Consider the following 19,955-nt stretch of genomic DNA (forward strand, 5'->3'; position numbering starts at 1 on the left):
GGAAGGCGGCTCACAGGGTGTGCAGCCGGTCTCCGCGCGCAAAGCCCAGCAGCGGCGTATCGATTCCGCGCGACAGCGCCAGCACCTTGAACAGTTCGCCCATCTCCTGCGGCGTGGTCAGGCGCTGCACCGCGCGCGCGGCGCGGATGTAGTCCGCACTTTCCTGCGGGCCACGGCGGGCGAGGCAGTCGAGCACGCCGCAGTTGAAGAGGAACTGTGCCTGCGTGGTATAGCCCTGCACATCCAGGCCGGCAGCAAAGCCCGCCTCCGCCACCGCAGTGAAATCCACGAACGCGGTGATATCGTTCAGCCCCGGCCACAGGAAGGGGTCGCCATGGGCGTGGTGGCGGTAATAGCAGAGCAGGGTGCCGCTCGCGCGCGAGGGTAGGTAGTACTCGGCGCGCGGATAGCCGTAATCGATCAGGATCATGGCGCCACGCACCAGACGCTGGGCCCACGCGCTGACCCACGCGCCACCCGCGAGGTTCAGCTCAGTCACGTATTCACCCTGTTGCGGCGCGGGCAGCGCGAGTGCGCCTGCCGCCTCGGCGACTGCACCCTGCGCCGGCGTGTCAGCCCAGCACAGGCGTCGGACGCCCGCATCATCCTGGGCCATGGCGACCCCGCGCTCGAACAGCCCATCGGCGCGCGAAACGATCAGATGCACCGGCATCACGTCCAGCACCTCGTTCGCCACCACCACGCCGCAGAAGGTGTCAGGCAACGCGTCCAGCCAGTGCACGCGGCCCGCCAGATGGGGCGCCTTCGCAGCAAGGGTGTCGAACTGGCGCGCGCGCAACTCCCCCGAAAGCTCGAGGATGCCGTAGCGCTCCGGCGCACGGCCGCGGTGTTCGAGTTCGAGCAGCAGGTCGGCGGCGAGCAGGCCGGTGCCGGCGCCGACCTCGATCACCTCTGCCTCGCTCGCGCACATCACCTGCTCCACCTGGGCCGCAAGCGCCTGACCAAAAAGGGGCGTAAGCTCAGGGGCAGTGATGAAATCGCCGCCAGGACCGAACTTTCGCGCGCCGCCGCTGTAATAACCGAGACCGGGCGCATAGAGCGCGAGCTCCATGTAGCGCGAGAACGGAATCCAGCCGCCGGCCGTCTCGATCTCGGCCTCGATGCGTTCGAGCAGGCGCGCGCTCTGCATGAGCGCATCGGCGGAGGGCTGGGGCAATGCAGACATGATCGGCGATCCAGGGTCGAAGAAAGCCGGAGATTGTACCGGCAGCTTCCCGGGCGCAGCCGACCGAGCGAACCACATCAGGGCAAGCGCATGAACGACACGCAGCACTCCTCCCCCTCCGGCTCCACGCACGCACCGCGGATCCTCATCACCGGCGCGGCACGCCGTGTGGGCGCGGAAATCGCACGTTGCCTGCACGCAGCGGGCGCGCGCGTAGTCCTGCACTATCGCAGCAGCGCCGGCGAGGCCGAGGCGCTCGCAGCCTCGCTCAACGCGCTCCGGGCCGACTCGGCCTTCACCGTCCGCGGCGACCTCGCCCGCTTCGGCGCCGCCGAGGATATCGCTGCCCAGGTGCTGGCACGCGGCGAAGGGCTGGACGGCCTAGTGAACAACGCATCAAGCTTCTTCCCGACGCCGATCGGCGGCATCGACCGCGCGGCGTGGGACGAGCTCGTGGGCTCCAACCTCATGGGGCCGCTGTTCCTGTCTCAGGCCCTGGCGCCCGCCTTGCGCCGCGCCGGAGGCGCCATCGTAAACATCGTGGACATCCACGCCGACTGGCCGCTCACCGGCTATACGGTCTATAACGTTGCCAAGGGGGGGCTCGCCACGCTCACCCGATCGCTGGCCGTCGAGCTCGCGCCCGAGGTCCGCGTCAATGGCGTGGCGCCGGGGCCGATCGACTGGCCGGAAGACGGGCAGTTTCCCCCCGAGGAGCGCGAACGGATCATCGCACACACCCTGCTCAAGCGCGTGGGATCGCCTGCCGACATTGCGCGCACGGTACGATTTCTGATGCTCGACGCCCCTTACGTCACCGGGCAGATCATCGCGGTCGACGGGGGGCGCAGCGTGCATTTGTGATCGGGTAGCGCACCGTGCTTTCTGGGATAATCCCGCATTGACTTCCAGACAGGCCCTTGCACCGTGACTGCCGCGTACGCCCCCGCAGAGAACCGACCCGCCCCCGACAACACCGGCGACGAACGTTTTTCCAACACCTTTCTGCGCCTGAAGAAGAAGCTCGAGCGCGGGGTCGGCGAGGCGATCGGCGACTTCAACATGATCGGCGACGGCGACACCGTCATGGTGTGCGTTTCCGGCGGCAAGGACTCCTACACCCTGCTGTCCTGCCTGCTCGCACTGCGTGAGCGGGCCCCGGTCGACTTCCGCATCGTGGCGATGAACCTCGACCAGAAGCAACCCGGCTTCCCCGACCATGTGCTCCCGGCCTACTTCGAATCGATCGGGGTCGAGTACCGCATTGTCACCGAAGACACCTATTCGATCGTCAAGGACAAGATCCCCGAGGGCAAGACCACTTGCTCGCTGTGCTCGCGCCTGCGCCGCGGCATCATCTACCGTACGGCGAAGGAGCTCGGTGCCACCCGCATCGCGCTCGGGCACCATCGCGACGACATGCTCGAGACCCTGTTCCTGAACATGTTTTTCGGCGGCAAGATCAAGGCCATGCCCCCGAAGCTCGTGAGTGACGACGGCAACCACGTGGTGATCCGCCCGCTCGCCTACTGCACCGAAGCCGAGATCGCGCGCTTCGCACGCACGATGGATTTCCCCATCATCCCTTGCAACCTGTGCGGCTCGCAGGAGAACGCGCAGCGCAAGCAGATCAAGAACATGCTCCAGGGTTGGGCACGGGACTACCCGGGGCGCATCGAGTCGCTCGCCACCGCACTGAAGAACGTCGTGCCTTCCCACCTCGCCGATCGGCGTCTGTTCGACTTCGTCGGGCTGACGCAGCAGACGATCGTCGAGGAGGGAGACACCGCGTTCGACCCGCCAGAACTGCCTGTCGCACCACAGTCCGCGACGATCAGCCTGCTCCGGCCGGGCCAGAGCGAGGCGTAGGTTCATGCACCACGCAGCCACCGACGCACATGGAAGCTCCCTTCACAGATCCTGACCCGGCCCGACAGGCCGACGTAATAGAGTGCCGATGTCCGATCGCATGAACATCTGTATCCTTGCCGCCCTGCACGGGAGCGATGAAACGCTCACGACGCGGGTCGGCGATGATGAAGCCGATCGCGCAGCGGCGCGTTGCGCACATCGTATCGAGCGTGCGATCAGCGCACATGGGGGGCGACTCATCGAGGCCACCCGAGAGCGGACCCTCGCACGCTTCGACGATGCCAACGCGGCCATTCAGGCCGCCGTCGACGCGCTCGACCGCATCCGCAACCTTCCACCGCTGCGCGGAAGAAAGCACCCTGCTCGCTTGGGCGTGCATGTCGGCGCACTCTCGACTGAAATGGGCAAGCCCAGTGGCGAAGGCGTCGTCCAGGCGTTGCGTATCGCGAATCAATGCGAGGCGGAGCAGGCGCTCGCCTCGGCACAGGCAATTGCACGGCTCGGGAGTGCAGCGCGTCATCTGGTAGCAAGCAGGCCCGTAGCCGGGCTCGACACAAGCCGGCTCGACGTGACGGTGCATGAGATCGGCCATGGCAAAGCAGAAGCCGTCCGCCAACCGCTGGCACAGCGCAATGAACGACTTCAACTGCGGCACCGGAACGGCGTCGTCCACGTCGAGGAAATCCGGCCGGTGGTCTTGCTCGGGCGCGAACTTGGCAATGACATCGTAATCGGCGACCCACGTGCTTCGCGACAACACGCCCGCATCGAACGCCGTCATGAGGGCTTCATCCTGTTCGACGAGAGCACGAATGGGACCTATGTTGCCGTGGAAGGACAGGTCGAGCGCCTAGTCCGCCAGGATCGTCTGTTGCTTACGGGCCAAGGCCGGATCGGCTGTGGCTTCGCGTGCGAAGAGGGCGACGAGCGCGAGATCGTATTCTTCGATTTCGAATGAGCGAAAGCCTGTCGGTGCAGCACCTGGCTGCCAAAGGGCACCAGGCGCTTCGCGGACACGCTCAAACCTTTACGCACTCGGCCATGAAGGCCTTGCGCTCGGCCCCCTTGAGCGAGCGCTCGGTGGCCGTCTGGTTGCAGGCCTTGCGGCGCGTCTTTTCGTCGGGCGCTGCAAGGCTCGCACCCGTCTGTGTCGGCGCTTCGCCCACCGGTGCAAGCGCTTTCTCCCGCTCGCCCGCCTCCTCTTCACCGCCGTTGATCGCATCCTTTTGCCCACGCAGGCAGGTGCTCATGAACGCCTTGCGTGCATCGCCCTTGAGCGCCTGCTCACGTGCCTGCGCGTTGCACTGCCGCATGCGCTCGTGCTGCGGATTGGCCCAGGCCGAATCCGGCACTGCGGCTACCAGGGTCAGCATCAGGCCTGCAACACCAAAGACTCTCTTCATGGCTTCATCCTCCTCGATAGGGTCACGCATGTCGCGTGCATGCATTTTGCATTTTCCGCAGCCTCGTAGTCAATTCCATATTCATATCTCTATCGCCACAGTATCCTTGGAGCCCCTCCTTGAGTGAGCTCACGACCCTCTCCACCCTCGCCGTTTCGGCCTTCCTTGCCGCCACGCTCCTGCCGGGTGGTTCGGAGGCGGTGTTCGCGGGCATCGTCGCCTTGCAACCCGGGCTGGCAGCGACAGCGCTGCTGACGGCAACCATCGCCAACACCGCGGGGGGCATGAGCACCTACCTGCTTGGACGACTGCTGCCACGCAAGGAAGTCCCGCCCCGACTGGCGCAGGTGCGCCGATGGGGCAGCGCCAGCCTGCTGCTGTCCTGGGTGCCGCTGATAGGCGACGCCCTGTGCGCGGCCGCTGGCGTTCTACGCCTGAACTGGGTCGCCTGCCTGTGCTGGATGGCACTCGGCAAGAGCCTGCGGTACGCGGCGATCGCATGGCTGCTGGGGGGTTAGCCGCAGCCTGATCCGCGGAGACGGCCTATACTGAGCCGTACCCCTCCACACGCGAGACGCACTTCCCATGTCAGACATCGAACGCTACGGCGTCACCGCCCGCTACGCCGACGCAGTCGTCCATGCCGGAGTCATTCACCTCGTCGAGGTTCCTGCCAGCAGCGGCACCGACATCCGCACCCAGACCAGCGAAGTCCTCGCCAGCATCGAACGCCAGCTGCGCCTGCTCGGGAGCGCGCCGAACCGCATCCTGATGGCCACGATCTACCTCACCGACTTCGCCGACTATGGCGCCATGAACGCCCTCTGGGACGCCTGGATCCCCTCCGGAAGCGCTCCGGCGCGCGCCTGCGTAAAGGTCGCCGGACTAGTCGACCCGGGCTGGCGCATCGAGATCGCGCTCTCCGCCGCGTGCGGCGCAGGACATGTGGAACCCGGGGAGCGATGACCGCCTGGCATCGCAAAACCCGCGCCACGCCTAATCCCTGACGCGCTTAAGGTCTTGTTTTTTGCTGCATGGTGCACTGCGGTTCGTTAGAATGAAACGCTTTCCAGCAGCAGTCCCCGGATAGCCAAATGAGCCAACGCCTGCGAGAGATCCCGTACAACTACACCTCGTTCTCCGATCGCGAGATCGTCATTCGGCTGCTCGGCAATGAAGCCTGGGCGGCGCTGGACGAGCTGCGCGGCGAGCGCGTGACCGGCCGCTCGGCACGCATGCTGTATGAGGTGCTGGGCGACATTTGGGTGGTGCGCCGCAACCCCTACCTCGAGGACGACCTGCTCACCTCGCGCGAACGGCGTGAGGCGCTCATCGGTGCGCTTGACCATCGCCTGAACGAGGTCGAAAAACGCCGTCAGGGCAATGACCTGGTCGCGCTGCTGATCGCGCGCGCCCGCGAGGCCGTCTCCGACTTCGAGCGCTGGTTCGACGACACCGCGCGCCGGCGCAAGATGGTGCTGAAGGCGCTGGCACGGCACACCCGGCGCGACAACATCTGCTTCGACGGCCACGCCCGCGTCTCGCACGTCACCGACGCCACGGACTGGCGGGTCGAATACCCCTTCGTCGTCCTCTACCCCGATACCGAGGAAGAGATGGCACCGCTGGTGCGCGAGTGCATCGCGCTCGGCCTCACCATCATCCCGCGCGGCGGCGGCACCGGCTACACCGGCGGCGCGATCCCGCTCGACGCCAGCTCTGCGGTGATCAACACCGAAAAGCTGCTCGCAATGAGCCCGGTCGAAGCCACCGTGCTGCAAGGCGTGGACGGGCCGATGTCCGAGCCCTACCCCACTATCCGCACCGGCGCCGGCGTGGTCACCGAGCGCGTGTCCGAAGCTGCCAGCCTGGCCGGGCGCGTGTTCGCAGTCGACCCGACCTCGGCCAGCGCCTCCTGCATCGGCGGCAACATCGCCATGAACGCCGGTGGCAAGAAGGCCGTCCTATGGGGCACCGCGCTCGACAACCTGGCGTGGTGGAAGATGGTCACGCCCGACGGCAACTGGCTCGAGGTTGAGCGCCTCGATCACAACTTCGGCAAGATCCACGAGCAGGAGACGGTGCGCTTCCGGCTGCGCCGCTTCGACGGCCTCAGCAACGCACCGCTCGGCGAGGAAGTCATTGCCATGCCAGGCGCCGCCTGCCGCAAGGTCGGGCTGGGCAAGGACGTCACCGACAAGTTCCTCGGCGGTGTGCCGGGCGTGCAGAAGGAAGGCACCGACGGCCTCATCGTCGCCGCGCGCTGGGTGCTGCACAAGATGCCGCCGGTCACGCGCACGGTGTGCCTGGAGTTCTTCGGCCAGGTACGCGAGGCGGTGCCGGCCATCGTCGAGATCACCGACTACTTCAAGCCGGGCGGCGCAGGCCACGCTGCGGGCGTTCAGCTCGCGGGCCTCGAGCACCTCGATGAGCGCTACGTTAAGGCGGTGGGCTATGCCACCAAGGCCAAGCGCCACGGCCGCCCCAAGATGGTGCTGATCGGCGACATCGTCGGCCATGACGAAAACGCAGTCATGCAGGCGGCCTCCGACGTGGTGCGCATGACCAACGCGCGCGGCTCGGAGGGCTTCATCGCCGTGAGCCCCGAACAGCGCAAGCGCTTCTGGCTCGAGCGCAGCCGCACCGCGGCGATCTCGCGCCACACCAACGCCTTCAAGATCAACGAGGATGTGGTCATCCCGCTGCCACGCATGGGGGAATACTGCGACGGCATCGAGCGCATCAACATCGAGCTCTCGCTGCAGAACAAGATCGCACTCTGTGATCGCCTCGCCGAGTTCCTGCAGGGCGAGCTGCCGGTCGATTCCGGCGACGCCGAGGTCGACCGCGAGGAGCTCATCGGCGACCGCCGCCAGGCTGCGCTCGAGCAGGTCGCCGCGGTGCGACGCCGCTGGCAGTGGCTGCTCGACAATCTCGACCTGCCGCTGGCCGCGGCCGAAGCGCAGTTCGCTGAGCTCGGCATCACGGCCGGCGAGCTCTCCAACCGCACGGCCGACCCGGTCCTGTTCCACCGCCTGCAGGACTATTCGATCCGCGTGTCGTGGAAAACCGAGCTGCGCCCGCAGTTGCGCAACATCTTCGATGGCAACCTGTTCGCGCCAGTGCTCGCGCGCATCCAGGACCTCCACAAGGAAGTCCTGCGCGGACGCGTCTTTGTCGCCCTGCACATGCACGCCGGCGACGGCAACGTGCACACCAACCTCCCGGTCAACTCAGACCACTACGAGATGCTGCAGACCGCCAACCGAACGGTCGACCGCATCATGGCGCTCGCGCGCAGCCTGGACGGCGTGATCTCCGGCGAGCATGGCATCGGCATCACCAAGCTCGACTATCTCACCGACGACGAGATGGCGAACTTCTGGCGTTACAAGGAAAAGGTCGACCCCGAGGGCCGCTTCAACCGCGGCAAGCTCATGCGCGGCGGCGCCTGGAAGGCCAACCTCGAAAACGCCTACACCCCCAGCTTCAACCTGATGGGCCACGAGTCACTCATCATGGAGCAGACCGACGTCGGCGAGATCGCCCACGACATCAAGGACTGCCTGCGCTGCGGCAAGTGCAAGCCGGTGTGCTCCACGCACGTGCCACGCGCCAACCTGCTGTATTCCCCGCGCAACAAGATTCTCTCCACCTCGCTGCTGATCGAAGCCTTCCTGTACGAGGAGCAGACCCGCCGCGGCGTTTCGCTCGCGCACTGGGCAGAGTTCGAGGACGTCGCGGACCACTGCACGATCTGCCACAAGTGCGAGAAGCCCTGTCCGGTGGACATCGACTTCGGCGACGTCACGGTGAAGATGCGCAACCTGCTGCGCAAACAGGGCAAGAAATCCTTCAACCCCGGCAAGGCCGCGGCGATGGCCTTCCTGACCATCAAGGATCCGACCACGATCAAGGCTATCCGCACCGGCATGATCGAGTGGGGCTACAAGGCGCAGCGACTCGGCTACGAGATGGGCCGGAAGTTCGGCCTCATCCAGCCGCAGGTGAAGGCGCCGCCGGCCACGCTCGGCAAGGCGCCGATCAAGGCCCAGGTGATCCACTTCATCAACAAGCCCATGCCGGGCAACCTGCCCAAGAAGACCAGCCGCGCGCTGCTCGATATTGAAGACGACAAGGTCATCCCTGTAATCCGGGACCCGCACAAGGCCAACGGCGAGTCTGAGGCGGTGTTCTACTTCCCCGGCTGCGGCTCGGAGCGCCTGTTCAGCCAGGTCGGCCTCGCGACCCAGGCCATGCTCTACCACGTCGGCGCACAGACCGTGCTGCCGCCGGGCTACCTGTGCTGCGGCTATCCGCAGACGGCTGCCGGCGAGGACGAAAAGGGGCAGAAGATCACCACCGACAACCGCGTCCTCTTCCACCGTGTCGCCAACACACTGAACTACCTCGACATCAAGACCGTGATCGTGTCCTGCGGCACCTGCATGGACCAGTTGCAGAAGTACGAATTCGAGAAGATCTTCCCCGGCTGCCGCCTGCTCGACATCCACGAGTATCTGATGGAAAAGGGCGTCAAGCTCGAGGGCGCGCAGGGCGTGAAGTACATGTACCACGAGCCCTGCCATACCCCGATGAAGGTGCATTCCGGCATCAAGGTGGCCAACACGCTGATGGGTACGCGCGTGGACCTCTCAGACCGGTGCTGCGGCGAATCCGGCACACTGGCCGTGGCGCGTCCGGACATCTCCACCCAGGTCCGCTTCCGGAAGCAGGAGGAGATCGAGAAGGGTGCCGCAAAACTGCGCGAAGACGATCCGAATGCGAAGATCAAGATGCTCACGTCCTGCCCAAGCTGCCTGCAGGGCATGCATCGCTACGCCGATGACGCCGGCGGCATCGAGCCCGACTACATCGTGGTCGAGCTCGCAAAGCATCTGTTAGGCGAGAACTGGCTGCCGGAATACGTCGCCAAGGCCAACAACGGCGGCATCGAGCGCGTTCTTCTGTAAGCGCATGCGGCCTGCTGGGGTCTTGCAACCCCGCGGGTCCATCACCCCCGTCAGGCTTGTTTCAGTCCTCGGCGGGGTCGCGAGGGTGCATGCGGAACCAGAGTTCGGGCAGCGCCTCGGCTGCGCACATGCGTAGCCGATGTGTTACCAGAGCGCTCACCGGTGTTTCGCCGGGGTTGATCTCCACCGTTGGAACGCCCCGCTGCGCAGCCCATACGACCGGACCGGCAATGTACGGGAAGACGCTGCTCGTCCCCACGGACAGCACCGCATCCACGCCCTGCGCCAGCACCGCCTCGATCCGCTCCACCGCCCGCGTCGGCAGGGGCTCGCCAAACAACACGACTGCCGGGCGCATGACGCTGCCGCACTGCGGACACTCGGGCGGCAGCGCGAGCCCGGCATAGTCCGGCAGCGTGCGCCCATGGTGGCAGGCCATGCACTGCAGGCGATGCACGGTCCCATGTATCTCGATGACGTTGTGCGATCCGGCGGCGCGATGCAGCCCGTCCACGTTCTGCGTCAACACGCAGACCATCCGCTTTTCCTGCTCAAGCGCGGCGATCAGACGATGTGCAGCATTGGGCTGCGCGCCGCGGCAGCTGGCCTCGATCTCGGCAATGTAGCGCCAGGCGATCTCGGGCCGCGTGGCCATCATCTCGCCCGACAGCGCCTCTTCAATGGTAAGCCCCTCGCTAGTGAGACGATCGTGGTACAGGCCGCCGATGCCGCGATAGGTCGGCAGCCCGGAATCCACCGAAATGCCGGCGCCAGTGACGAAGAGGATGCGCTGCGCGCAGGAGAGAAGGGCCGCGACTGCATCCAGCGTCCGGGCTTGGGTCATGCGGGACTCCGTTCGATTGAGGGTTCGACGCCTCTCATCCCCCGCAGCCGGGCGGCGCAGTCCGCTCCCATGCGATGCCGCTCAGCGGCGCTCGAGGATGGCGGCGCGCGCCTCGGGGTTGCCCCCCTCGGTGAGCTCGATGAAGCGGGCACGATGCTCCTCGAAGCGCTCGACCACCGCGCTACGGTCTCGAAGCTTTGCCGAGATCACCGAGGACTGGGCGGCAATCTCACTGTCGAGCAGACGGATGTCGTCTTCCAACCCGGCAGCCACATCGCTCTGGTTGGTGCGCGTTGCCTCATCGATGAGCTGATGCTGGCGGGCGATCAGCTCACTCTCACGCTCGCGCAGCTGACGGATGCTCTGGTCGAGCTCGCGCAGCTCTCGATCACGCCGGAAATCGAGATCTTCGAGGTTACGGTAGGTTTCGAGCAGGGCCTGGTCCAGGCGCAGCTGGCGCTGGCGCTCGGCCTCATCGACGCGGCGCTGGCGCTCCGCCGCAGCACGCGCCGCGATCTCCTCTCGCGTCAGCGGCGCGGCGACGATACGCCGTACCACCCCGGAGGGGCTCATCTCGCGGTACGCACGTCCGTAGCACGCCGCCGGCAGGATGTCGCCGCACACCGGCTGACCACCAACGTCACAACAGTAGATGCTCTTCGAGACCGGCTGTGCGACCGCCTGCCCGGACATGGACGAAAGGGCGACCAGAGCGGCGAAAGTGCAGGCCCGTGCGATCTGCGCGCTAGCTTGAGGAGATTCCATATTGCTCCCGATAGGCTTTCACCGCCTCGAGGTTCGCAGCGAGGTCAGGGCTGTTGGCAAGATAACCGATGAGATCCTCTAGCGTGGCAACCGCGATCACCGGGATGCCGAAGCTCTCCTTCACTTCCTGCACCGCCGACAGGCTGCCCTTGCCACGCTCCATGCGGTCCAGCGCGATCACCACCCCCGCAGGCGCGGCGCCAGCGGCGCGGATCAACTCCACCGATTCGCGGACCGAAGTGCCGGCCGAGATCACGTCGTCAAGGATCAGCACCCGGCCCTTGAGCGGTGCGCCGATCAGTGTGCCGCCCTCGCCGTGGTCCTTGGCTTCCTTGCGATTGAAGGCGAAGGGCAGGTCCACCCCGTCCTCGGCGAGGCGGATCGCAGTGCCGACCACGAGCGGAATCCCCTTGTACGCCGGCCCGAACAGCATGTCGAAGCCCACGCCCGAGGCGCGGATCGTGCGCGCATAGTAGCCGCACAGTTCGCGGAACGAGGCGCCGTCGTCGAACAGGCCCGCATTGAAGAAGTACGGCGAGTTGCGCCCCGCCTTGGTCACGAAGGCGCCGAAGCGCAGCACACCCTTGCGGCAGGCGAGGGCGATGAAATCCCGGCTAAAATCCACGGCTTTCTGGGCTGCCAAGCAGCTTGAACTGGAGGCTGTCCATGTTACGCATCATCTCCCTCAACCTCAACGGCATCCGTTCTGCCTGCCGCAAGGGCCTGCTCGACTGGCTGCCCGCGCAGCAGGCCGACTTCCTCTGTGTGCAGGAGCTCAAGGCGCAAGCGAACGACCTGGACGAGACCATGCGCTCGCCGGACGGCATGAAAGGCTGGTTCCACCACGCAGAAAAGAAGGGGTATAGCGGGGTCGGCATCTACAGCCGGCGGGAACCCGACCGCGTAGTCGAGGGCCTGGGCATCGCCGACATCGACGCCGAGGGCCGCTTCCTGCAGCTGAACTTTGGCAAGCTGTCGGTGATCTCGCTCTATCTACCCTCGGGCTCCAGCTCGGAGGAGCGCCAGCAGGTGAAGTTCCACTTCATGGACCGCTTCCTGCCGCACATGGACATGCTCTACCAGAGCGGACAGGAGGTCGTGGTATGCGGCGACTGGAACATCGCCCACCGCGAGGCCGACCTGAAGAACTGGAAGTCGAACCAGAAGAACTCCGGCTTCCTGCCCGAGGAGCGCGCGTGGCTGAGCCGCCTGTTCGACGAGCAGGGCTGGATCGACGTCTATCGCCGCCTGCATCCTGAGGCGACCGACGCCTGCTACACGTGGTGGTCGAACCGTGGCCAGGCGTGGGCGAAGAACGTGGGCTGGCGACTGGACTACCAGATCGCCACGCCAGGGCTGGCTGCAGCCGCACGCAACGCGCAGGTCTACAAGTCGGAGCGCTTCTCGGACCACGCGCCGCTGACGGTCGACTACGACTGGGCGCTCTAGCCTACCGCACCAGCCCCCAACCCGCGCCTCGAGCGCGGACGACCTTTTCGCCCACGCCCTTGCGCCGCTTAGCGCTCCCAGGCGCAACCTTGCAAGGTTTCGCCGGTCCTGAGCCGCAACGAGGCCTTCCAGCCGGTCATCGTACTGCCGTCCTCGAGGCGGCAGATGCCCGGCTCGATCTCCAGGGCCGTACCCGCGCCTCCGATGCGATGGCGCTCGCCGTCGCGTTCGGCCTCGCCGTAGAGGACCCGCGACTCAGGCTCGCCGGCGCGGTGGATGAGCAAGGTGCCGCCCCCGGCCACCGCTTCCCAGTCGGACTGCAGGCCGACCGCACGCCAGATCTCGGCATGCTCGGTGTCGCCAAGGCAGCGCGCCGTCGTGTGAACGAAGTTGATGCCGGAAACCTCAAGCAGGCCGCCACGCTGGACGGCCAGCAGTTCCACATAGAGGTTGCGCCCCGGAGCGAGGCCGAAGTCCTTCAGCGCACCGATCACCGCCTGCTCGGTCGAGACATCCTCCACGTTCAGGTAGCTGCGGTCGCGGCAGGGCGTCATGAAATAGCGCCCTTCATGTGCGAGCATCAGCCCCTTGCCGATCTTCGGCTCGCCCGGTTCCTGCTGCCCCTCGAACACCGGCGGGATGGGCGGGGACGGCAGGATCTGCTGTGCATGGGAGGGCAGCGCCGCGGCAAGACCCAGGCCGAGCGCAAGACCGACGAACTTCTGTGTATTCATGAACATCCACCTTCAAGTGAGACATCGGCCCGCAGGACGGGCCGGCATTCAATCAGACGCGGCAGCCCCCTGCTCTTCGAGCACGAGGCGGAAGCCGACAAAGTCGAAGCGGGCACTGGGCCGGCAATGCATGTGCCGCTTGCTGCAGCGGGCAAAGGCGCCGGGATGGGACCAACCTCCACCGCGCAGCATCCGGGCCGGCCCGGCGGCCTGATAGTGCGGATTCTCCGCCGCATGCTGCTCGTAGGCGTCGGCAGCATAGACGTCCGACACCCACTCCCACAGGTTTCCGCTCATGTCGTGCAAGCCGAGTGCATTCGGCGCGAAGGCGCCCACCGCGACACTGCCCTCGCCATGCTCATCCGCATACTCGGCGGTATTGGCGCCCTCGGGCGGCGCCTCGCCGCCAAACTTCTCGGCCTTGCCGGCGGCGCGGCAGGCATATTCCCACTCGGCCTCGGTCGGCAGGCGGAACACCTTGCCCGGATGGTGCTCGCCGAGTTTGCGGACGAAGGTCTCGATGTCGATCTGGTTGACGCTGTCCACCGGGTGCTGCGGCGAAGTCGCAAAAACGGACAGGTTGTAGTCCATCAACGACGTCCACTGCGCCTGCGTCACCTCGTGGCGACCGATCCAGTACGCACTCATGCACACCTTGTGCACCGGCAACTCATTGGTCTCGCCATCGCCGAAGGTGTCGCCCATGTCGAAGCACCCCGCCGGCACGCGCACGAACTCCATGCCGGTGGCCGGTTCGCGCCACACCTCCTGCGCCATCGCGGACGGCAGGCAAGAAATGACGCTTGCAAGCGTGAGCAGCGCGGCACTACCCAGGTTGCGAAACGCGTCACGCGCCCCAGCAATACGATTGCGAACTCTTGCCATGACTCGGACCCTCCCCTTTCTGCGAACGCTTAGCGCTCTCCCGACCACTGGGGCGGCTTGCGCCCCTGATGGATGCAGGCGATGCCGAGGCTCAGATTGCGCCAACTCACCGACTCCAGGCCAGCCCCTTGCAGCATGGCTGCAAAGCGCTGCTGGTCGGGGAAGTTGCGGATCGATTCGACGAGATACTCGTAGGCGGCCGGATTCTTCGCCACCCAGGCTCCCAGGCGCGGAATGACGTGGAACGAGTACGGGTCATAGAGGTGCCGGAACCACTTGACCGGACGGGAGAACTCCAGGCAGGCGAAGGTGCCGCCCGGCCTGAGGACGCGCACCACCTCCGCAATGGCGGCATCGAGCCGGGTCGTGTTGCGCAGGCCGAAGGACACGGTGAGCACGTCGATCGAGGCGTCGGCAAAAGGCAGGCACTCGGCCTCGCCCGCGACCCATTCCACACCCTCCGCGTCTTTCCGGGTCCGGCCCTCGCACATCATGGGGATGGAGGGGTCGAGCACGACGACACGGCGGTCGTTCCGGCGTGCGAGCAGCGCCGCCACGTCACCAGTACCGCCCGCCAGGTCCACGAACAACCCCCGCTCCGGCAGGCGAGCCACGAAGCTGCGCTTCCAGGCTCGGTGGATGCCGAAGCTCATCAGATCGTTCATCAGGTCGTACCGGCTCGCCACCCGGTTGAACACGTCCCGGATACGCTGCTTGCGCTCCTGTGCACTGACCTTGTACCGGCCAAAACTGTCATCGAGCGGAGAGTTGCGGTAATCAGAGCTCATTATTCTTGGGTCCGGGGCCGAGCCAGAGAGCAGACAAAGCCCGGATTCGAACATGAATCCACCCGGTCGCGCCAGACATACACAGGGGTTTCAGGATCATATTTTCGCCCAGAGGGCATTCTTGCTCTGCATCAAGTCAATTCTGGATAAGCATTGTATTATTTTCTTGCCCTGTAATTCTTTGACTAAGTCCAGACTTATCCAAGTCGCACCCCTTAGGGCTCGCACTATTGATCAATATCAAGCTTTGGAAATTCCGCGCGCCCGATAATTTGTCTGCACCACAGCATCGCCTTTCCGCAAAGGGCGATGAAAAACCGGAAACTTCATATCCGGACGAAGCAGGAGCATGTAGCACTCACCCCTGAGCGGCTCTCGGAACAGCCACCCGGGGACGAGGAAAAAGCGGTGGCTCGCAAGGCCATCAGGGTGAAGGTAGCTCGATTAAGTTGTTTCCTAGGGAGTACCCAAAATGAAAACTCTGGCAGTTAAGACCACGGCCCTGCTCATCGCGGCGGGACTCGGCCTCGGCGCCGGCGCATCGTTTGCCGCCGAGTCGCTGCAGGACGTCATGAAGCGTCGCAACCTGACCCAGCAGGATCTGCTGGCGGCAGCCAAGACCTACACCCCTACCGGCGGTCGCGACGAATTCATCGCGCTCAGTTCGGGCGGCCAGTCGGGCCAGATGCTCGTATATGGCATCCCCTCGATGCGTATCCTCAAGTACATCGGCGTGTTCACACCTGAACCCTGGCAAGGCTACGGCTACGACGAGGAGTCCAAGAAGGTGCTCGCCCAGGGCCGGATCGACGGCAAGGACATCACCTGGGGCGACACGCACCACCCGGCGATCTCCGAAACCAATGGCGAGTACGACGGCCAGTTCGTGTTCATCAACGACAAGTCGAACCCGCGTATCGCCGTCATCGACCTGCGTGACTTCGAAACCAAGCAGATCGTCGTCAACCCGATCATGAAGTCGGCCCACGGCGGTGCCTTCGTCACCCCGAACACCGACTACATCATCGAGGCCGCCCAGTACGCCTCGCCGCTCGAGAACCAGAAGTTCTATCCGCTCGAGCAGTTCAACGAGAAGTACCGCGGTGCCGTCACCTACTGGAAGTTCGACCGCGAGCACGGCAAGATCAAGCCCGAAGAGTCCTTCTCGCTCGAACTGCCGCCGTATTCGCAGGACCTTTCCGACTTCGGCAAGCTGGGCTCGGACGGCTGGTCCTTCACCAACAGCTTCTGCACCGAGCGGTACGTCGGTGGCATCGAGAAGGGTCGTCCCCCGTATGAAGCCGGTTGCTCCGCCAAGGACACCGACTACATGCACGTAGTCAACTGGAAGCGCGCTGCCGAGATCGCCAAGGACGACAGCAAGGTCCAGGTCATCAACAACCACCGCGTGATCACGATGGAAACGGCGATCAAGGAAGGCATCCTCTTCCTGATCCCCGAGCCGAAGAGCCCGCACGGCGTTGACGTGACTCCGGACGGCAAATACATCGTCGTGTCGGGCAAGCTCGACACCCACGTGTCGGTGTACTCGTTCGACAAGATCATGGACGCGGTCAAGAACAAGCGCTTCGAGTCCACCGATCCGTACGGCATCCCGGTCATCAGCATGAAGGACACCCTGCACACGCAAGTGCAGGTCGGCCTTGGCCCGCTGCACACCCAGTTCGACTCGAAGGAGTGCGTCGCCTACACCTCGCTGTACGTCGACTCCATGGTTGCCAAGTGGGACTTCTGCAACGGCAAGCTGCTCGACAAGATCTCCATCCACTACAACATCGGCCACCTGATGACGATGGAAGGGGACACCACCAAGCCGAAGGGCAAGTATCTGGTGGCGCTCAACAAGCTGTCGATCGACCGCTTCAACCCGGTCGGTCCGCTGCACCCGCAGAACCACCAGCTGATCGACATCAGCAACGACAAGATGCAGTTGCTGTACGACATGCCGCTGCCGCTGGGCGAGCCGCACTATGTGGTCGCGATTCAGGCCGACAAGCTGAAACCCGCGATCCGCTACAAGGTCGGCACCAACACCCGTACCGACAGTGTCCACGAAGGCAAGGTGCGTGCGGGTGAAGAGAAGACCGTCCGCGAAGGTAACAAGGTGTCGGTGTATGGCACGCTGATCCGCTCGCACATCACCCCGGAAACCATCGAGGTCGAACAGGGTGACGAGGTTACGGTGTATCTGACCAACCTCGAGCGCGCGCAGGACGAGACCCACGGCTTCACCGTCTCGACCTACAACGTGCATGCGTCCGTCGAGCCGGGCAAGACCGTCTCGGTGAAGTTCACCGCCGACAAGGAAGGTGTGTATCCGTACTACTGCACCGAGTTCTGCTCGGCGCTGCACCTCGAGATGCAGGGTTACCTGCTGGTCAAGCCGAAGGGCTGGGTGGCTGAAGAGGGCGCGACCCTGGCTGCCGCCAACTACACCGAAACCGACTACAAGAACACCTTGAAGAAGGTTGCGGACACCCAGGCGGTGCTCGACCAGGTCGTCGGCTACATCACCTCGGTGAACTACAAGGCCTATCCGGAAGTCGTCGCGCTGATGGAAGACGCGACCGACCAGCTTGGCAAGATGCCGGAAGCCAAGGCCAAGCACGAGGCCGCAGCCGCCAAGCAGGACTGGGAGCAGGCGAACCTGTGGGCCGAGCAAGTGTGGCAGTACCAGGTCAAGGCGGCCGACATCGGCCTGCGCGCCAAGACCTTCCTGGAGCAGAAAGGCGCGAAGTAATAGCGTCTCTCTGGTCTGAACTGAAAATCAAGTAGGTCCATGTCGGGGAGCGAAGCCACAGGCAAGCTCCCCGATATTCTGAGAAGGAAGGAAAACCATGAAACTGATCGCTGCACTGCTCGCATCGGCCTTCATCGCCGCCCCGGCCTCGGCCGCCCTAGATGGCGCCAAGCTGTACATGGAAAAGACCTGTAACGCCTGTCACGGCGCCGACGCCAAGAAGCCCTTGATCCCGACCTATCCCAAACTCGCCGGGCAGAACGCTGCTTACGCCGAGCAGCAGATGAAGGACATCAAGAGCGGCGCCCGCAACAACGGTCAAACCGCCGCGATGAAGGGCGTAATGCACCTCGTCAATGACGAAGAGATCAAGGCCATCGCAGCTTGGCTCGAGACTCTGCAGTAAGATCGCCGCTGCCTGCCCAGTCGACTAACCGAGCAGGCACGACGACACCCCGGGCGAACCCCCTTCGCCCAGCAACCGAAAAGGACTACACCATGAAGATCTCCGTTCTGCTCGCCGCGCTCCTCTCCGCCAGCGTCGCCTTCGCCGGCCCCCCGGCTCCGAAGAAGACCGGCATCGAAGGCGAGGGCTACGTCTGGAACGCCCAGGAAGGCGAAAAGATGGAAGCCCTGCACCTGAAAGGCGACATCGTCAACGGCGAGGAAGCCTATGAAATCTGCGGCGCCTGTCACCTCCCGTCCGGCGCGGGCCGTCCCGACGGTACCTTCCCGCAGCTTGCCGGCCAGCACACCACCGTGCTGATCAAGCAGATGGCCGACATCCGTGCCGGCCTGCGCGACAACCCGACCATGTATCCGTTCGCAGTGACTCTGGTCGACCCGCAGGAACTGGCCGACGTTTCTGCCTACATCGAGAGCCTGTGCATCCCGACCGAGCACGGCAAGTACGAAGGCGCCGACTCCGCCATCCAGATCTCCAAGGGCAAGGAGATGTACGAGAAGGACTGCCAGGAATGCCACGGCCCGAACGGCGAAGGCGACAAGGAAAAGTTCTATCCCGTGATCGCCGGCCAGCACTACAAGTACCTGCTGCGCCAGATGACCGAGATCCGTGACGGCCACCGCCGCAACGCGAACCCGGACATGGTCAAGGTGATCAAGCCCTATAACGATGACCAGCTGGTGGCAATCTCGGCCTATCAGTCCAGCCTGAAGATGCCCGGCTCGATGTGCGAAGCGAAGTGATCCTTTAGCGGGCAACCGCTTGCCGTTGCGCGTGCGCATTTTTCCGCCGCGTGCAACGGCATCCCCAACCCCTCTTGCGACCGGAGCTTGAAATGTCTGCAACACAAAACAAGAACGGCCTGATTGCCGGCCTCACGCTGGTAGCCCTGGTAGCGATGGTCGTTGCCTATTTCGCGCCGATCTGGTGGGTTTCCCTCACCGCCCCGAACTACCCGGAAGATGCCTTCCCCGATGGCATCCGCATCCACTTCCATTTTGACGGCGTACATAACGGCTGCTCCACGCCGCCCAAGACCTCCCGCCTGGCCGAGGAAACGATGGCCGAGGACATGGGCGAAGGCACCGGCCGCTACAACCCGATCCTGGCCGAGCAGACCACGCTCAGCGGCAAGGCGACCGCGCTCGACTGCGTTCATGAGATGAACACAATCAACCACTACGTGGGCATGTACCCGATCGCCACGGGCGGCCCGGTGGAAACCAAGCTCTCCAAGTTCTTCATCGCCTTCTTCGCCGTGATGCTGGTCGCCTTCGCCGTACCTCAGAAGAAGGCCCGTCTCGGCGTCATGATCGTCGGCTTCGGCGCACTGTCCGCCTGGATGATCGTGGACCAGTTTGTCATGGGCAATCTCGCTGCCCACGTCAAGCACTACATGGACGAGTCCGCGACCTTCTTCAACGATCCCGAGCGCATTGCCGCATGGGGCAAGAACGTCGAGGTGATCTCCAAGGTTGCGATCTTCGGCATGATCGCCGCGATGGGCGTAGTTATCTTCGGTGTGATGAAGATTCGCGGTTTCGAATTGCTGCTGGCGCTCATCCCCGGCCTTCTACCGATCTTCTATCTGATCGAGTATTCCGGCTGGCTCTGGTTCTTCGGCCACAACCTCCATCCTTGGGGCGCTTTCACGGTCAAGCCCTTCATGCCCACGGTGTTCGGCGAAGGCAAGGTGGCGCAGTTCTCCACCTATTCCTATCCGCATTGGGGCTATGCCCTGCTGATGGTGGTGTTCGTGTGCCTGATGCTCGCCCTGCTGCTGCGCCGCAAGCAATTGCGCGAAGAGCGCGAACAGGCTTCCGCCTGAC

19 protein-coding genes are annotated in these 19,955 nt (G+C 64.6%); 11 read left to right on the forward strand and 8 right to left on the reverse strand.

Features of this window, described 5'->3' with window-relative positions; translation table 11 throughout:
- Positions 1 to 10: 10 nt before the first annotated feature.
- The gene (locus tag ACNKW1_RS06660) at positions 11 to 1,186 is read right to left on the reverse strand and encodes a class I SAM-dependent methyltransferase (RefSeq protein WP_418363816.1); all 1,176 of its coding nucleotides are present in this window, start codon (positions 1,184 to 1,186) and stop codon (positions 11 to 13) included.
- A gap of 90 nt (positions 1,187 to 1,276) precedes the next feature.
- Here ACNKW1_RS06660 and ACNKW1_RS06665 point away from each other — a divergent pair, with 90 nt between their 5' ends.
- The 3 genes from ACNKW1_RS06665 (at position 1,277) to ACNKW1_RS06675 (ending at position 4,016) form a co-directional block, all read left to right on the forward strand.
- Positions 1,277 to 2,050 carry a pteridine reductase gene (locus ACNKW1_RS06665; RefSeq protein WP_418363817.1) on the forward strand — a complete coding sequence of 258 codons (774 nt, stop codon included), beginning with the start codon at positions 1,277 to 1,279 and terminating at the stop codon, positions 2,048 to 2,050.
- 63 nt (positions 2,051 to 2,113) lie between these two features.
- Positions 2,114 to 3,055 carry a tRNA 2-thiocytidine(32) synthetase TtcA gene (gene ttcA, locus ACNKW1_RS06670; RefSeq protein ID WP_418363818.1) on the forward strand — a complete coding sequence of 314 codons (942 nt, stop codon included), beginning with the start codon at positions 2,114 to 2,116 and terminating at the stop codon, positions 3,053 to 3,055.
- A 100-nt stretch (positions 3,056 to 3,155) separates the two neighbouring features.
- Positions 3,156 to 4,016, forward strand: coding sequence for an FHA domain-containing protein (locus tag ACNKW1_RS06675; RefSeq protein WP_418363819.1), 861 nt, complete (start codon positions 3,156 to 3,158; stop codon positions 4,014 to 4,016).
- A gap of 61 nt (positions 4,017 to 4,077) precedes the next feature.
- Here ACNKW1_RS06675 and ACNKW1_RS06680 read toward each other — a convergent pair whose 3' ends face one another.
- The gene (locus tag ACNKW1_RS06680; protein ID WP_418363820.1) at positions 4,078 to 4,461 is read right to left on the reverse strand and encodes a PsiF family protein; all 384 of its coding nucleotides are present in this window, start codon (positions 4,459 to 4,461) and stop codon (positions 4,078 to 4,080) included.
- Between the two features lie 119 nt (positions 4,462 to 4,580).
- On the opposite strand from ACNKW1_RS06680, the gene ACNKW1_RS06685 reads away from it, so the two are divergent.
- From ACNKW1_RS06685 to ACNKW1_RS06695, 3 genes are all read left to right on the forward strand, one after another.
- Positions 4,581 to 4,979 carry a YqaA family protein gene (locus tag ACNKW1_RS06685; protein ID WP_418363821.1) on the forward strand — a complete coding sequence of 133 codons (399 nt, stop codon included), beginning with the start codon at positions 4,581 to 4,583 and terminating at the stop codon, positions 4,977 to 4,979.
- A gap of 67 nt (positions 4,980 to 5,046) precedes the next feature.
- A complete protein-coding gene (locus tag ACNKW1_RS06690) occupies positions 5,047 to 5,427 on the forward strand; it encodes a RidA family protein (protein WP_418363822.1) in 381 nt (126 codons plus the stop codon).
- 128 nt (positions 5,428 to 5,555) lie between these two features.
- Positions 5,556 to 9,434: a DUF3683 domain-containing protein gene (locus tag ACNKW1_RS06695; RefSeq protein ID WP_418363823.1), complete on the forward strand. Its 3,879-nt coding sequence runs from the start codon at positions 5,556 to 5,558 to the stop codon at positions 9,432 to 9,434.
- A gap of 61 nt (positions 9,435 to 9,495) precedes the next feature.
- Here ACNKW1_RS06695 and ACNKW1_RS06700 read toward each other — a convergent pair whose 3' ends face one another.
- From ACNKW1_RS06700 to pyrE, 3 genes are all read right to left on the reverse strand, one after another.
- A complete protein-coding gene (locus tag ACNKW1_RS06700) occupies positions 9,496 to 10,278 on the reverse strand; it encodes an NAD-dependent deacylase (protein ID WP_418363824.1) in 783 nt (260 codons plus the stop codon).
- A gap of 81 nt (positions 10,279 to 10,359) precedes the next feature.
- On the reverse strand, positions 10,360 to 11,043 hold the full coding sequence (locus ACNKW1_RS06705) for a hypothetical protein (protein ID WP_418363825.1): 684 nt from the start codon (positions 11,041 to 11,043) through the stop codon (positions 10,360 to 10,362).
- Positions 11,024 to 11,668 (reverse strand): orotate phosphoribosyltransferase, encoded by a 645-nt coding sequence (pyrE, locus tag ACNKW1_RS06710; protein WP_418363826.1) that lies wholly within the window; start codon positions 11,666 to 11,668, stop codon positions 11,024 to 11,026. The genes ACNKW1_RS06705 and pyrE overlap by 20 nt, the downstream gene beginning before the upstream one ends.
- A 41-nt stretch (positions 11,669 to 11,709) precedes the next feature.
- Here pyrE and ACNKW1_RS06715 point away from each other — a divergent pair, with 41 nt between their 5' ends.
- Complete coding sequence (locus tag ACNKW1_RS06715) at positions 11,710 to 12,492, forward strand: exodeoxyribonuclease III (RefSeq protein ID WP_418363827.1); 783 nt, start codon at positions 11,710 to 11,712, stop codon at positions 12,490 to 12,492.
- A 68-nt stretch (positions 12,493 to 12,560) separates the two neighbouring features.
- Here the strand turns inward: ACNKW1_RS06715 and ACNKW1_RS06720 are convergent, their stop codons facing one another.
- From ACNKW1_RS06720 to ACNKW1_RS06730, 3 genes are read right to left on the reverse strand one after another with little or no spacing between them, the layout of a single operon-like run.
- The gene (locus ACNKW1_RS06720; protein WP_418363828.1) at positions 12,561 to 13,226 is read right to left on the reverse strand and encodes a hypothetical protein; all 666 of its coding nucleotides are present in this window, start codon (positions 13,224 to 13,226) and stop codon (positions 12,561 to 12,563) included.
- A gap of 48 nt (positions 13,227 to 13,274) precedes the next feature.
- Positions 13,275 to 14,111: a formylglycine-generating enzyme family protein gene (locus tag ACNKW1_RS06725; RefSeq protein ID WP_418363829.1), complete on the reverse strand. Its 837-nt coding sequence runs from the start codon at positions 14,109 to 14,111 to the stop codon at positions 13,275 to 13,277.
- A gap of 29 nt (positions 14,112 to 14,140) precedes the next feature.
- The gene (locus ACNKW1_RS06730) at positions 14,141 to 14,899 is read right to left on the reverse strand and encodes a class I SAM-dependent methyltransferase (protein ID WP_418363830.1); all 759 of its coding nucleotides are present in this window, start codon (positions 14,897 to 14,899) and stop codon (positions 14,141 to 14,143) included.
- A 472-nt stretch (positions 14,900 to 15,371) separates the two neighbouring features.
- Between ACNKW1_RS06730 and nosZ the strand changes: the two genes are divergently transcribed.
- The 4 genes from nosZ (at position 15,372) to ACNKW1_RS06750 (ending at position 19,954) form a co-directional block, all read left to right on the forward strand.
- A complete protein-coding gene (nosZ, locus tag ACNKW1_RS06735; protein ID WP_418363831.1) occupies positions 15,372 to 17,660 on the forward strand; it encodes a Sec-dependent nitrous-oxide reductase in 2,289 nt (762 codons plus the stop codon).
- A 97-nt stretch (positions 17,661 to 17,757) separates the two neighbouring features.
- The gene (locus ACNKW1_RS06740) at positions 17,758 to 18,066 is read left to right on the forward strand and encodes a c-type cytochrome (RefSeq protein ID WP_418363832.1); all 309 of its coding nucleotides are present in this window, start codon (positions 17,758 to 17,760) and stop codon (positions 18,064 to 18,066) included.
- Between the two features lie 92 nt (positions 18,067 to 18,158).
- Positions 18,159 to 18,869, forward strand: a complete 711-nt coding sequence (locus ACNKW1_RS06745) for a c-type cytochrome (protein WP_418363833.1) — start codon at positions 18,159 to 18,161, stop codon at positions 18,867 to 18,869.
- Positions 18,870 to 18,961: 92 nt separating this feature from the next.
- On the forward strand, positions 18,962 to 19,954 hold the full coding sequence (locus ACNKW1_RS06750) for a hypothetical protein (protein WP_418363834.1): 993 nt from the start codon (positions 18,962 to 18,964) through the stop codon (positions 19,952 to 19,954).
- Position 19,955: the final 1 nt, after the last annotated feature.

It is taken from the genome of Thauera sp. WH-2, assembly GCF_048321015.1.
Taxonomy (GTDB): Bacteria; Pseudomonadota; Gammaproteobacteria; order Burkholderiales; family Rhodocyclaceae; genus Thauera.